General features: G+C 48.7%; 17 protein-coding genes. 9 read left to right on the top strand and 8 right to left on the bottom strand.

The genetic code is table 11. The features are described from left to right. The first annotated feature begins 4 nt into the window (after nucleotides 1-4). From yghU to NV375_RS09130, 3 genes are all read left to right on the top strand, one after another. Nucleotides 5-856 carry a glutathione-dependent disulfide-bond oxidoreductase gene (yghU, locus tag NV375_RS09140; protein ID WP_258807885.1) on the top strand — a complete coding sequence of 284 codons (852 nt, stop codon included), beginning with the start codon at nucleotides 5-7 and terminating at the stop codon, nucleotides 854-856. A gap of 73 nt (nucleotides 857-929) precedes the next feature. Then, nucleotides 930-2,600: a bifunctional diguanylate cyclase/phosphodiesterase gene (locus NV375_RS09135; protein WP_258807884.1), complete on the top strand. Its 1,671-nt coding sequence runs from the start codon at nucleotides 930-932 to the stop codon at nucleotides 2,598-2,600. Then, nucleotides 2,581-3,321 carry a cyclopropane-fatty-acyl-phospholipid synthase family protein gene (locus NV375_RS09130; RefSeq protein ID WP_258807883.1) on the top strand — a complete coding sequence of 247 codons (741 nt, stop codon included), beginning with the start codon at nucleotides 2,581-2,583 and terminating at the stop codon, nucleotides 3,319-3,321. The genes NV375_RS09135 and NV375_RS09130 overlap by 20 nt, the downstream gene beginning before the upstream one ends. On the opposite strand, the gene NV375_RS09125 is transcribed toward NV375_RS09130, so the two are convergent. From NV375_RS09125 to NV375_RS09115, 3 genes are all read right to left on the bottom strand, one after another. Beyond that, a complete protein-coding gene (locus tag NV375_RS09125) occupies nucleotides 3,318-3,737 on the bottom strand; it encodes a hypothetical protein (protein WP_258807881.1) in 420 nt (139 codons plus the stop codon). The two genes, NV375_RS09130 and NV375_RS09125, sit on opposite strands and share 4 nt — an antisense overlap. A gap of 7 nt (nucleotides 3,738-3,744) precedes the next feature. Continuing rightward, nucleotides 3,745-4,284 carry a carboxymuconolactone decarboxylase family protein gene (locus NV375_RS09120; protein WP_258807879.1) on the bottom strand — a complete coding sequence of 180 codons (540 nt, stop codon included), beginning with the start codon at nucleotides 4,282-4,284 and terminating at the stop codon, nucleotides 3,745-3,747. A 115-nt stretch (nucleotides 4,285-4,399) separates the two neighbouring features. Then, nucleotides 4,400-5,317, bottom strand: a complete 918-nt coding sequence (locus tag NV375_RS09115; RefSeq protein ID WP_258807878.1) for an AraC family transcriptional regulator — start codon at nucleotides 5,315-5,317, stop codon at nucleotides 4,400-4,402. A 62-nt stretch (nucleotides 5,318-5,379) separates the two neighbouring features. Here NV375_RS09115 and NV375_RS09110 point away from each other — a divergent pair, with 62 nt between their 5' ends. The 4 genes from NV375_RS09110 to NV375_RS09095 all read left to right on the top strand — a co-directional run bounded on the left by NV375_RS09110 (nucleotide 5,380) and on the right by NV375_RS09095 (nucleotide 11,195). Next, the gene (locus NV375_RS09110; protein ID WP_405035609.1) at nucleotides 5,380-7,737 is read left to right on the top strand and encodes a TonB-dependent receptor; all 2,358 of its coding nucleotides are present in this window, start codon (nucleotides 5,380-5,382) and stop codon (nucleotides 7,735-7,737) included. Between the two features lie 11 nt (nucleotides 7,738-7,748). Further along, nucleotides 7,749-9,893 (top strand): dihydrolipoyl dehydrogenase, encoded by a 2,145-nt coding sequence (gene lpdA, locus NV375_RS09105; RefSeq protein WP_258807874.1) that lies wholly within the window; start codon nucleotides 7,749-7,751, stop codon nucleotides 9,891-9,893. Between the two features lie 2 nt (nucleotides 9,894-9,895). Next, a complete protein-coding gene (locus tag NV375_RS09100) occupies nucleotides 9,896-10,486 on the top strand; it encodes a uracil-DNA glycosylase family protein (RefSeq protein ID WP_258807968.1) in 591 nt (196 codons plus the stop codon). Nucleotides 10,487-10,559: 73 nt separating this feature from the next. Next, the gene (locus tag NV375_RS09095; protein WP_258807873.1) at nucleotides 10,560-11,195 is read left to right on the top strand and encodes a cation transporter; all 636 of its coding nucleotides are present in this window, start codon (nucleotides 10,560-10,562) and stop codon (nucleotides 11,193-11,195) included. A 7-nt stretch (nucleotides 11,196-11,202) separates the two neighbouring features. Here the strand turns inward: NV375_RS09095 and NV375_RS09090 are convergent, their stop codons facing one another. The 5 genes from NV375_RS09090 to NV375_RS09070 all read right to left on the bottom strand — a co-directional run bounded on the left by NV375_RS09090 (nucleotide 11,203) and on the right by NV375_RS09070 (nucleotide 12,871). Then, complete coding sequence (locus tag NV375_RS09090; RefSeq protein ID WP_126772451.1) at nucleotides 11,203-11,454, bottom strand: hypothetical protein; 252 nt, start codon at nucleotides 11,452-11,454, stop codon at nucleotides 11,203-11,205. 54 nt (nucleotides 11,455-11,508) lie between these two features. Further along, nucleotides 11,509-11,754, bottom strand: a complete 246-nt coding sequence (locus NV375_RS09085; RefSeq protein ID WP_126772448.1) for a GlsB/YeaQ/YmgE family stress response membrane protein — start codon at nucleotides 11,752-11,754, stop codon at nucleotides 11,509-11,511. Between the two features lie 205 nt (nucleotides 11,755-11,959). Beyond that, complete coding sequence (locus tag NV375_RS09080) at nucleotides 11,960-12,295, bottom strand: hypothetical protein (protein WP_258807871.1); 336 nt, start codon at nucleotides 12,293-12,295, stop codon at nucleotides 11,960-11,962. Nucleotides 12,296-12,357: 62 nt separating this feature from the next. After that, nucleotides 12,358-12,555 (bottom strand): hypothetical protein, encoded by a 198-nt coding sequence (locus NV375_RS09075; RefSeq protein WP_258807870.1) that lies wholly within the window; start codon nucleotides 12,553-12,555, stop codon nucleotides 12,358-12,360. Beyond that, complete coding sequence (locus tag NV375_RS09070; protein ID WP_258807869.1) at nucleotides 12,548-12,871, bottom strand: hypothetical protein; 324 nt, start codon at nucleotides 12,869-12,871, stop codon at nucleotides 12,548-12,550. Before NV375_RS09070 ends, NV375_RS09075 begins: the two co-directional genes overlap by 8 nt. 199 nt (nucleotides 12,872-13,070) lie before the next feature. Between NV375_RS09070 and NV375_RS09065 the strand changes: the two genes are divergently transcribed. Continuing rightward, nucleotides 13,071-13,385, top strand: a complete 315-nt coding sequence (locus NV375_RS09065; protein WP_258807868.1) for a type II toxin-antitoxin system ParD family antitoxin — start codon at nucleotides 13,071-13,073, stop codon at nucleotides 13,383-13,385. After that, nucleotides 13,385-13,702, top strand: a complete 318-nt coding sequence (locus NV375_RS09060) for a CcdB family protein (RefSeq protein ID WP_258807867.1) — start codon at nucleotides 13,385-13,387, stop codon at nucleotides 13,700-13,702. Before NV375_RS09065 ends, NV375_RS09060 begins: the two co-directional genes overlap by 1 nt. Nucleotides 13,703-13,721 lie beyond the last annotated feature (19 nt).

Genomic DNA, 13,721 nt, shown 5'->3' with positions numbered 1-13,721 from the left:
ATCAATGAGTGATGTTAAGTACCACCCCCCAAAAGTATGGACATGGGATCAAGAAAGCGGCGGCAAGTTTGCAAAAATAAACCGGCCAATAGCTGGGGCAACGCATGACAAAGCATTGCCGGTTGGTGAGCACACGCTACAACTCTACTCGCTCGCCACGCCAAATGGTGTCAAAGTCACCATTCTGCTAGAGGAGCTCCTAGAGTCAGGTATCACCGACGCAGAATATGACGCTTTTTTGATTGATATTAGCGAAGGCGAGCAATTCAGCAGCGGCTTTGTCGAGCTCAACCCGAACTCCAAAATTCCAGCACTAGTAGACCGCAGCACGCAACCGCCGACGCGAGTGTTCGAGTCGGGTTCAATTTTGCTTTACCTTGCTGAGAAATTTGGTGCATTTTTGCCCACCCCCCCTGCACAACGCACCGAAACCTTGAATTGGCTGTTTTGGCAAATGGGTGCAGCACCCTTTTTAGGCGGTGGCTTCGGTCACTTCTATGCTTATGCACCAGACAAATACGAATACCCTATCAACCGTTACACTATGGAAGTGAAGCGACAGTTTGATGTCCTTAATCGTCAACTCGCTGCGAACCGCTATATTGCCGGAGACACCTACACCATTGCCGATATGGCTATCTGGCCGTGGTACGGTGCCGTGGTGAATAACGAAGCCTATGATGCTGCTGAGTTTTTGCAGGTCCACGAATACGAGCATGTGTTGCGCTGGGTTAAAGAAATTGGCGCCCGCCCGGCGGTGAAACGTGGCCGCATGGTTAACCGCGCATGGGGCGACGAGAACGAACAAGTTCGGGAACGTCACAGTGCCGCCGATTTCGCCGGTAAGAATTGTTAAACTTTGTTGAATTTGTAGACAAATCTTACGGTAGCGCCTATTTGTTAAAAGTAACTTCTATGAGGCGCTACCAGTGAACATCGGTAATTATCTATTTCGTAAATACACCCAGCCACAACGGCTGCTTCTTGTTGTCGTGCTAATGTCTGCGGTCGCCGGTGTTACCACCCTGGTCTGGATGACCGGTGGCATCAAGTACGTTTACTCCCATTCCATGTACATTCCTATTGCCATTGCCGGTATTATTTTCGGTTATAAAGGCGGCATTATTATCGGCTTGATCGGTGGTGTGGCCCTTGGCCCTTGGATGCCTATCAATACTGAAACTATGGAAATGCAGGACACCATTAATTGGGTATACCGCACTTTTTATTTTGTGGCGGTTGGTACGCTCGCTGGTTTATCAAGTGACACAAGTCGACGCTACATCGAGCGCTTAAAGCAATTAGCTCGACGCGATCCCTTAAGTAAATTAGCTAACCGCAAAGCACTATTGGAGCGGCTACAGGAGCTACGCGACAGTCATAAACTTAACACCCAGAATTATTTTCTCGTCACCTGCAGCATCGATAATGGCATGGCGTTACGTTCAGCGTTTGGCTTCACTGTTATCGACGCGATTATTCAAAGCTACGCTAAAGCCCTGCAAGCTATGTCGGCGCATCAACCGGAAGTGTTTCGTATTCACGCCGGCCAACTTGCGGCCCTATTTCCAAACATCGCCGCCAATGACACCGATGCACTTATGAGAGAATGCCTTTCGACGCTGCGCGAGAATGCGAACTTCGAGAATCTCTCCGTTTATGTTAACCGTCACTTGGGTGGCGTCTACCTCAATGACTTATCTATTGAACCAGCGACGTTGTTACAGCACGCCGAAATAGCGATCGCACGTGCCAACGACAAGATGATGGATTCTTTTATTTACACTCCAGAAGTTAGCGAAACGATTAGCAAGCACCTAGCGTTAATGGCGGAGGTGTCGGAAGGCATCGAGCGCGGTGATTTTCTTATGCATTATCAACCGAAACTGGAGCTCGCAAGCGGCAAAGTGTTTGGTGTTGAGGCACTGATACGCTGGCATCATCCTGAAAGGGGTTGGATTCGACCCGACGAATTTATTCCCAGCGCTGAACACAGCACGCTTATTCTCAAAATCAGTGAATTCGTTTTGCGTGAAGTCATTCAACAAACCAGCGCTTGGCAAAAGCAAGGTATTTACTTGCAAGTCGCCATTAACGTTACCGGCCACGACTTACTGCAGCCAGGATTTTCACAGATGTTGTTTGATTTATTGAATGAATACGACGTCGATGGCAACTGGATTGAAATTGAGATCACCGAAGGCACGCTCATTGAGGATATTGATGATGTTGTCGCTGAATTGTTGAAGCTCGCGAAAGCCAAAATCACCGTATCCATTGATGACTTCGGTACTGGCTATTCATCGCTACAGTACTTGTACAAATTACCTATTTCATTACTCAAAATTGATCAAGTCTTCGTCAAGACGCTACCAGACGACGAGGGCGCCAGTCATATTTGCACCGCAGCCGTCGTGCTGGCGCAAAAGATGGGCATTAAATCATTGGCTGAGGGGGTAGAAACCGAAGCCCACCTTACTTACCTGCGCGAGCTTGGTTGCGATTATGGGCAAGGCTATCTATTCTGTAAGCCCCTAGGAGCAGACGAATTCATCGATTGGTATCGGAGTCATCAAGATCATGAGCAACAACTGGGATGAGCGCTACAACACAGAGGAATACATCTACGGCACTGCTCCAAATGATTTTCTCCAAGAACATGCCACCGACCTGTTAGCTCCTCACGAGCAAGCTCATGTGTTATGTGTTGCTGACGGAGAGGGCCGCAATTCCGTTTACCTCGCTGAATTAGGTGCGCACGTTTGCGCCATGGATATTTCTAGCGTTGCGCTTAAGAAAGCCGTCAAGCTTGCCGAGCAGCGTGGTGTCAGTATCCAAACCGAAGTCGTCGATCTTACTCAGGCAGAACTGCCGAAAGCTCATTACGATGGCATTGTGGCTATTTTCTGCCACTTACCAGGACATGGCCGTGCCCATCTTTATGAACAAATTGCTGCTAGCCTCAAGCCCGGCGGATTTTTCTTGCTGGAAGGCTACACAACTGCGCAACTTGGTCGCGGTACCGGTGGCCCTGACAACGCAGATTTAATGATTTCCAAAGTCGAACTCGAGCGCGCATTCAAAGGTTACACTATTCAGGTCAGCCAAGAGATCGAACGCGACATCCATGAGGGCGATCGCCACAATGGTCGTGGCGCAGTCTGTCAGTTTATCGCCCGCAAACCCCAGCAGCGTCAGCAAAGCTACCAATTCAGTGCTAATCGAGACAAAGCGTCCCATCGCATGCGCTACGTGGAAGGCTCAGTCGCCACTGACGGTGAATGCACCCTCTGCAAAGGACCACTCACCAATGAAGATTAAACCGCTGTTTTGCTCAATAACGTGAAACGGTCATAGCCTCGCAGGTAAAACAACACAAAACAGGCTGCCCACATCGGCCATGCAGCAAAGAACAGTAAGTTATTGAAGGCGTCAAAATAGTAAGGCATGGACGACAACGTTGAAACACCGTGTAAAACAAAGATGAGTCCGTAGGTTAGGGTTTTCCAAAGTCCCAATACAAAGGCAAAGCATAAGGCGATCTGTAAACCTCCGAGCACCGCTGCCAAGTTAGCTGACAAATCACCGATGCCGTAAAAATTTTCAAACACTACGGCGGTGTGACTTGGATTCACGAATTTATCGAGCGCCCACACAAACATAACGATGAACACACCAAGACGCAGAGCAAGTAAGCTCCACGCCAGTTTTTTCTGTAATTGTGCAGAATCTGTCATAGCGTCCTCACTTAAAATCTTGAAATGCTTCATCCACCGGCGTTTCAGCCACATGGTTGGTATAGTTACTCATAGTTTTTTGCGAAATACCGAGTATTACTGCCAACACATGCTTGGGCTCGTAACCAGCCTCAGCAAAATCCTTAAATGCCCGTTGATCAACGTTGCCGCGGGCATCCAGCATACGCTCGGTGAAGAGCCTTAATGCCTGCAGCTTGTCATCGGCAAGCGCTTCACCTTGCTTAATGTTTGCTGTGATAGCGTCATCCGCACCCATTTGCTTCGCAATGGCTGTGTGGGCTGGCACGCAGTAATGGCAATCGTGGTAAACATTGATCGTTTGCCAAACCACGGTTAGCTCATTTTTGTTAAAACCCGCCTCTTGAAACAAGCTATCTAGAGTTTGATAGGCTTCCAGCAGCTGCGGTGAGCTTGCCATGACAGCGAACAAGTTGGGTACCATTCCCATACTATCTTGCGCTGCTTGCAGACGTTCTTTACTGCCATCGGGAGCTGACTCAATCGAATGGAGCTTAAATTTTTGCATAATTGACCTCCTTAAAGGTTTCGAATTGCGCAAAGCTTAGATAATACTTCGCGTTATTTCGAGCGCCGAAAGGTGGTTCCGGTGATTTGGTAGGGTATTAAGGTGATTTAGTTACTTAACGCTGTTCGCGAAAAGCTTGTGCGGAGCAGCCTAAGTAGCGCTTAAAAAAACGGCCAAACGCGGTAACCGATTGATAACCGATAGCCCAGGCGATCGACTCGACCGCTAATGTGCTGCTGCGCAATAAATATTTAGCGCGTTGTAAACGAATCGCATCCAAAAGCTTTTTCGGGCTTAGCGCAGTCGTCTTCACGCAACGCTCAGCAAACGCACTCACAGATAAATGAGCCTGTTCCGCCATTGCTTCCACGCTCCAGTTTTGACCTGGGTCTGCAAGTATTGCGGCGACCACAGGAGCTAATGCGCGGTCTTGCAACGCGGCGAAAAGTCCTGGGGAGTGATGCGTCGTCTGAATAACTTGACGTAACAACTGTACTGCTAAAATTTCGCTTAGGCGCTGTAATACTGTTCGATAGCCAGGTTTGCGTTGTTGGGTTTCGGTACGAACCATCTGTAACAGCTGCGCGAGTTGCTCAGTTTGTTGTCCAGCGGGCACGACCAACCATGGCGGCAACAGCTGAAACACCATTTGATTTGACTCACCTTGATCCTGCAACTCATAACAAACAATACCTTGCTGATCGTGTTCAGCAATGCAATGTTGCGCTAACTGTTGCAAATCCATATCGGTGGGGAGCGTTTGTTGACTTAGAAAGTGAGAAACACCTTGGTTTACAAAGACCACATCACCGGCTTGCAAACGTTGTTTCGAATAGTCATTGCCCGTCACACCAAACCAGCATTCACCTTGAGATAAAACATGAAAACCTACTTTTTCTGGTTGTTTAGCCTGAATTGACCAAGCACCACAAAGACCTGATTCAAAATGCAGCTCTGTACCCAAGGCTACAGAACTGATCAGTAGCTCAATGGATTCCGTCGTTTTAGTTGGTTGCTCAGGCGTTTCGGTCATTTACCTACTACTCTTCAATCGCTGATACTATGTACGATACTAATAAACTTATTCAGGCGTCTATGCGTAGTCTAAACCTATTCATCTGTTTTGGAGAGCTTTCGTTGAAACTATTACCCCTTTACGCCGCCTTATTTATCCCGTTAAGCGCAACGGCACAACAAGAGCAGCCTGATGAAGTCATTGAGGTGCGCGGTGAGCAGCGTGAAATTGTGCTCCCGAGTGAACAAGAGGTAGAAGGCGTATTTGGTACCAATGAACAACTGCAGGATATCCCTCGTTCAGCCACAGTGATCACCGAATCGCTTTTGCGCGAAGCGAACATTGACGATTTGCATGATATTGCCAAGTTTGCGCCTAACAGCCATGCTGCAGCTGGATTTGGTAACCCATCATTACCCAGTATGCGCGGCCAACTTGGCGAGCTCTTCACTGGCGGTATGCGCCGCCAAGCCGGTAATAATGGTTTAGGGGTTCCGCTGTCGCTCAACGCTTATGAAAGTATGGTCGTCGTGAAAGGCGCTCCGCCAGTAATGCTGGGCACCACACAACGGGTCGGTGGCTTTGTGAATCTGCTGCCGAAACGTGCACGCACTGACACTTCGCGTACCGAACTAAAGGCGCGTGTTGGTGAATGGGATCAGTACCGTTGGCAGGCCGATCACAACACCGTCATTGAAGAAGATCGTCACGCCTTTCGCGCCAGCGTAGAAGTCATCGACGAAGGCAGCTTTTACGACTATACCCACCTGCGCAGCGACGACTTATTACTCGCTTATGAATGGACACCATCCAACAGCACGCGTTGGTCGTTGAATTTTGAGTATTATGACGTCGACTGGACGGATAATGCGGGCATAAACCGGCCCACGCAAGATCTCATTGACGCCAACCTCTACATTACTGGTCAGGGACAGCAGCCAAACGGTTCTTATGTGCCAGGCGCTGGCGCAGTCATAAGTCCAACAGGTTTAGTTGCAATTGATCGAAGCACTGTGCTGACCGATCCATTAGATACCAATACCGCAGAAACCTATTTGCTGCATTCCGTTATTGAGCAGCAACTTAATAGTGATTGGTTATTGCTCAATCGTAGCTACTATCAATACCTAGAGCGCGAAGGCATTAACCAAAACAGTTTTGTCGAAATTGTTGACGGTGCGCACACCTTCGAGCATCGTGTCGAGCTCCAGTACGGTGAAAACACCAGCTTTGGGGCAAACCTTCGCTACAACGATGTGCTAGGCTACAGCCAGTTTACGACCGAAGCCGATAACCCTATTGATTTGACCGGTACGCTCGACCAACGACGTATTCCATTAACGCCCGAGCAGCAGGCACGCTTGGTGGAACTGCGCCCGAATTTATTTGTCTCGCCCGGCGCTCAGTACGATCTGAATAACGATGGCATTGGCGATTTTAATCTTTCTGATACGACTGACTCCACCAGCTATCAATGGGGCTTGTTCGCGCAACAAAAGTGGACCGTGACGAAGCAATTTCGCCTCACCTTGGGCCTGCGCGCCGATTACTACGACGTTGAAGCACGCGATCCTCTCGCGCCAGCGGATGTGACCGCCAAACAAGACAGTCATAGTGACTGGCTTACCGCAGCGAGTTTTGCTGCGCAGTACAACTGGACACCTGATCTTGTGGTTTATGCGACCGCTTATGATAGCGATTCCACCTCGAATTCAATGGCTGGCGGCAACGTCCTGAATGCGGCTGGGGTTATCGATTCGCAGAATTTTGCTACTGAAAATCGTCTCTACGAAGTTGGGGTTAAGTATGCGCCGAGCGGGGCTCGCTGGTACGCTGATGCTGTTTGGTTCGACCAAACCCGCAGTCTACGCAACCGTGATGGCTCCAATAGCGGCATCGCCAGCGAAGGCGTTGAATTGCAGTGGCATTATCGCCATGAGCAAGGTTACTGGGTAACGCTCGCCGCCAGCTATATCGATGCGTACTGGGACGATTCAGCCTCCTTTCAAGGCACCCGTCAAGTCGCCGATGCTTTCGATAACTCTCGTCCCGATATCATTGCAGGAACCGGTGTCGGCTCGCCGAACTTTACCGTCTTTCCAGCGTCAAATCAGCAACTGCAAGGCGTTCCAGAGGTACAAGCAAATGCTGTTGCTGGCTGGCAAGTCTCAGACGCATGGTCGCTTGGCGGCGACGTAAGCTACACCAAATCCTATCCGCTTGATTTTTTACAAACGGTGATGATTCGTGACCAACATCAACTGAACTTGCACACGCAATATCGCTTTACCCCGCGATTGAGTGCGCGCTTAGACGTTATCAACGTGACCGATCAAGACAATTGGGCGCCGGTATTCGAGGGTGGTTACTTTGGTGCCACCTTGGCATTTCCTTCGCTACCTCGACATGCCCAGCTAAGCTTAAGCTATCGCTTTTAATAGGAAGTTAAATGTCACTGAAAAAGTTACTCTTTATTGCAATCGTCGCTGCACTGGTCGCTAGTGTTTTCCTTTTCGACTTGACGCAATACCTAACACTGGAACAACTCAAGCAGCAGCGTGAGCAGCTGACCAACTTATTTACTGAGCAACCGCTCCTGATGTTTGGCGGTTACTTTGCGTTGTATGTGCTTTGCACTGCGCTATCAATTCCGGGTGCCACTATTCTGACGCTCGGTGCTGGCGCGATTTTTGGTCTTGCTTGGGGGCTTTTGCTCGCCTCATTTGCGAGCTCTGTTGGCGCGCTTCTCGCCTTCCTCAGTGCCCGCTGGCTATTACATGACTGGGTACAAGAACACTTTAACCAACGCCTAAAAGCCGTCAATGAAGGCGTGCAACGTGACGGTGCCTTTTACTTGCTCAGCTTACGCCTAGTACCGCTCTTTCCATTCTTTGTGATTAACCTAGTGATGGGGCTTACCAAGATCAAAACCTGGACCTACTACTGGGTCAGCCAAGTGGGCATGCTTTTAGCCACCGCCGTCTATGTTAACGCCGGTACACAGCTCGCTGAGGTTGAGAGTCTGGGCGATGTGTTGTCAGCCGACCTACTTGGTGCGCTGGTATTGCTTGGCTTAGTACCGCTGATTGCAAAGCTCATTTTAACCCTACTGAAGAAGCGTCGGGCTTATCAGGGGTACACCAAGCCCTCTTCATTCGATAACAACCTGATCGTTATTGGAGCTGGCTCTGCTGGGTTGGTAAGTGCATACATTGCTGCAGCGGTCAAGGCTAAGGTAACGCTTATCGAGAAGCACGAAATGGGTGGCGATTGCCTGAATACTGGCTGCGTGCCTTCGAAAGCTTTATTGCATGTCGCTAAATCTATTCGGCAGACCCGCGATGCGCAGCGGCTTGGTGTGCAGACCTCGATTGAAAGTATCGACTTTGCGCGTGTGATGGATGAAGTCCACAATGTCATTCAGCGCATCGCACCCCATGACTCCGTTGAACGCTATACCGAGCTCGGTGTCGACGTGATGAAGGGCGAGGCGACCCTTACCTCTCCTTGGCACGTGAAGGTGCGTACCGCCGAGGGAGAGCAGACGATTTCTAGCCGCAGTATCATCATTGCGTCAGGCGCGCGTCCTCTGGTTCCGCCATTTGAGGGGCTTGAGCAGGTGGATTACCTAACCTCGGACAACCTGTGGCAGTTGCGTAAACTGCCTGAACGTTTGTTGGTACTGGGTGGTGGTCCTATAGGTTGTGAGCTTGCGCAAGCGTTCCAGTTGCTAGGTAGCCAAGTAACTCTAGTTGAAATGGCCCCGCGGGTGCTAAGTAATGAAGACACTGATACCAGTGCTTTGCTACAAAAACAGCTACGTGAAGATGGCGTGGATTTACGTTTGAACCATCGTGCCGAGAAGTTTGTGGTGGATGAGAGTGGCCAAGCAAAACTGCTGACGCAACACGAAAGCGAAACTGTTGAACTCGCTTTTGACCGCGTACTCATTGCCCTTGGTCGGCAAGCCAATACGCAAGGCTTTGGACTCGAAGAATTAGGTGTTGACGTCGACAAAACTGTGCACGTGAATCAGCTGTTGCAAACCAACTTTCCAAATATTTATGCTTGTGGTGATGTGGTGGGGCCCTATCAATTTACTCATGTTGCTTCACATCAGGCTTGGTATGCTGCCGTAAACGCTCTGTTTGACCCCTTTAAGACCTTCCGCGCAGACTATTCAGTTATCCCTTGGGTGACCTACACAACGCCTGAAATCGCCAATGTTGGGCTCACTGAACAAGCAGCAGAGCAACAAAATGTGGCCTACGAAGTTGTCGAATACGACATTAGCGATATGGATCGTGCCATCGCCGACCAACAAGATTATGGCCGTATCAAGGTTCTAACCGAACCCGGTAAAGATAAAATTCTAGGCGTTAACATTGTCGGCGCGCAAGCAGGCGAGTTGCTGGCCGAATATGTCTTAGCGATGAAGCAAGGGATCGGTCTGAACAAGATTCTTGGCACTATTCACAGCTATCCAACCATGTCGGAAGCCAACAAATATGTGGCGGGGCAGTGGAAACAGGCACATAAGCCGGAGAAATTATTGAATTGGGTAGCGAAGTTTCACCGCTGGCGCCGCGGTTAGGCATGTCGCTCGATCACCTACTTCAGCGCATCCGAGCTTGTCGGGAATGCGAATCCGACTTGCCTTGTGGCGCCCGTCCCGTGGTACAAGCATCGGTCACCGCACCCATACTTATTGCAGGCCAAGCGCCGGGGCGCCGCGTGCATGCTTCAGGTCTTCCCTTCGATGACCCAAGTGGTGACCGTTTACGCAGTTGGTTGGGTGTTGAACGTGCAACATTCTACGATGAGCGCTGTTTCGCCATCGCGCCGATGGGTTTTTGTTATCCCGGTACGGGCAAAAGTGGTGATTTACCGCCGCGGCCGGAGTGCGCGCCACTTTGGCGCCAGCAGTTATTGCACGAGCTACCTAAGCTCCAGCTAACGTTAGCCATCGGCAAATACGCCATTGATTGGCATCTGAGCCAGCTAAACCATGTGCGAAGCTACAAAACCTTGACTGAAACTGTAGCCCACTGGCAGGAATACTGGCCTGACGTATTACCGATGCCGCATCCTAGTCCACGCAATAATCTTTGGCTCAAACGAAATCCGTGGTTTGAGCGCGACGTCGTACCAATGCTCCAAGATCGCGTCAAAACCTTGCTCGATTAGAGCGTGTGTCATGCCGCGGCTTTCCTGTTAAAATGACGAATTCATTTACCTTAGCATTTATTTAGGAAAAACCATGAGCAGTTGCTGCGGCATTGACAGCCAAGCACAAATTGACAGCGCCCAACGCAAGCTACTTTGGACCGTATTGATTCTGAACGCGGTGATGTTTTTTGTCGAGTTCATCGCTGGCTGGATAGGGCAGTCGAGCGGTTTGATCGCCGACTCTCTAGATATGCTGGCCGACGCCCTCGTTTATTCGGCAAGTCTTTATGCCGTTGGCAAAACCTTAAAACACAAAGCCAATGCAGCCTTGCTGAACGGCAGCTTACAACTCGTACTGGCTACATTGGTTGTACTAGATGTGATCAAACGCTTTTTGTTCGGTAGTGCGCCAAGTGCAGATATTATGCTCTCTGTAGCGTTCTTAGCTTTGATTGTAAACGTCATTTGCTTTGCGATGCTCTACCGCTTCCGCAATGGCGACATCAATATCCGCGCCAGTTGGATCTGCTCCCGGAACGACATGCTGTTAAATACTGGTGTCATCTTCTCGGCGCTGCTGGTGAGTTCACAAAATTCAGCATGGCCAGACTTGCTTATTGCGCTTGTGATTGCGGCAATCGTTATCGTCTCGGCCATCGGGATTGTCCGCAACGCGCTACAAGTACGCCGTGGTGAAGCTGATACGATAGAAGACTGCTGCGGTTAACCCGCAGCTATTTCACCATCACCTTGCCACCCACTATTTTGTAGGCTGGCGTACCACGGATCATTGTTTCACGGGCAAATTCCTGCCCGCAGCCAGGGCATATCCCGACCTCGGTTGTGTGGTCTTCCACAATACGTTCAACAAAACACTTCACCAGTGCGCCTTTACCGCCTTTGCGGTATTTATATAAAGGCGTTCGACACTTATTGCAGCTGATTTGAACCGTACGAAGCGGTTGTTTTTTGCGAGGTTTGGCCATGCCGAGCCATGTTAATGACTGGCATGGCAAATGCAATCGAAAATGGAAGGAGCGCTAAGCTTTTTTCAACGCCCGTACGATGACGAGTAAAACAATAGCGCCAATAGTGGCCACAACAATACTACCAATCAGCCCGCCATTACTTGAAAGGCCAAGTAGACCGAACAAGAAACCGCCCAACATGGCACCTATAATGCCGATAACAATGTTGCCCAAAATACCGAAACCACCGCCTTTAACCAGCGTTCCTGCTAACCAGCCAGCGATAAGACCTACCAATAAAAACCATAAAAAGCTCATTGGAATTTCCTTCTTTTGCTATAGGTGATTGAGATAACTCACTCTTAAACATAGCAAAGAAGTTGATTTTTGGTAGGTGTTGACGAGGCCTTTACGTTTTAACGACTTTGACCAAACTCTTGTAATTTTTGCGCTAGTTTTTGCTCTTGTTCGTCGCAATAAAGGCGCCGCAAGCGCAAGTACAATCCCAATAAGTAAACGCATATTAGTCGTGATCTGTAATCGTTAAACGTAGTCCCGTAGAGCCAATCATGACGGACGCTGGCTCATTCGGCTTTATGAGTAGACTCGGGGAAATATCACTTTGATTGGTCTTTAAACGCGTTGTCACTGCGTAGAACGCTTCTTGTTTGCGTACCGTCATACTCAAATCAAAGGTGTTTGAAACGGATACTGCGGCTTCTTCACCTTCTTTTACGATCAGCGTTGGTGAAGCAATGACTTCGTCCTCATCAACAACCTCAACAGCTACATTGTAGTCTTGTGCCAACGCTGAACCGCACAGCAGACCAACCATCCATATCCATTGTTTTGTTTTCATTGTTAGCTTCCTCTAATGATTTATGTGGCTTAACGATAGCAACAAAACTATAACATTTTATTTTAATTCACCATCGTCACCTGATGTCGTTCACCAATAGCCAGCACTTTATCAAGATCATCTGGCATCGCGTTAATGGTGTCGTTAATTTCTTTGAAGAAGAGATGTGAATGGCTCGGCGATTCGAATGCAATTAACAGACCTTCTTCGTCCGACAACCCTTTAAATGCGGCGCCAGCGTTCCATAAAAACTTAAACATGCTGCTCAGACTCTTGAGCTTTCTCTTTTTGCGTACGGTAAGCAATGCCGCCGGTCTTCTGCGCGACAAGGTTATACATCCATGCTGCAATGAGCGCGAAGATATAGGTCGTAAAACCGTAAAATAAAGGGGCGAGCGTGATACTAAATAGGGAGAACCCGAACGTAATCGCTACATCACTGTCAACGTCACCAATTACGGAAATAACGGCCATTAAAATCGATAACGGGAACAAGATAACAACCGATACACCTGCTGCAACCATTCCACATACCACACCTGCCTTGTGCGGAGCGATGTACGAAAGCCTTTTCATTGACTGTCATCCTTTTCACATTTGATTTACATTTTTATGGTTTTGAAATTAACATTCTAGTCATTGTTTTTCCAGACAAAGTGAAGCCTTTTATCACTGACTATTATGTACTTTCGATTTGATTTTATTGAGGCCGCATACCAAAATATATTAAATATTGGTATTAAATACGGTTTAGTATTCAACAAACGAGACAACTATGGCTAAAAATACAAGCGTCAGCCTAGGGCACCACTTTGATCAATTTGTCGATGAACTTGTCGCTAGTGGCCGCTATGCGTCTGCAAGCGAAGTCGTGCGAGCAGGTTTACGTAAGTTAGAGGAAGAGCGGGATCGCATGGTCTTAGGCGAAGGCGTCGCTAGTGGCACTACGACATACAATTACCGAGCGATTTTTCGAAAGTTGAATGACGAACGTGAGCAATGGCTAAAAGACAATGCCAAAGCCATTGAAGCCTACAACGAAAAGGTTGAGTCAGGCGGTACATTCAGCGATAGCGTAAGGAAGTTCTAATGTCTCAATTTTGGGCGTACCATAATCCTAACCCTCGAACACGCGCCGAATACCCTTTGTTGCTTGAGATCCAAAGTGACTTATTAGGTGATTTGAAGACAACAGTTGTGATCCCGCTAATCTCAGCACATGGCGCAGTTATTCCGCCTATGACACGGCTTAATCCGCGATTTAATATAGACGGGCAAGATTATATTGGAATAATACAAGAGATAGCTGGGCTTGAACGGAAATACTTGGGAGAACCGGCGGCAGATCTAACCGACTATCATGCGGATATAGTAGCTGCTTTTGACTTTCTAATATGCGGCATTTAAACAGTAGAGAAGCATTAAA

Origin of the sequence: Pseudidiomarina sp. CB1 (genome assembly GCF_024752025.1) — a bacterium.
Lineage (GTDB): Bacteria > Pseudomonadota > Gammaproteobacteria > Enterobacterales > Alteromonadaceae > Pseudidiomarina.
Note: the sequence above shows the minus strand (reverse complement) of the source record. Positions and strands in the feature narration are given on the sequence as shown.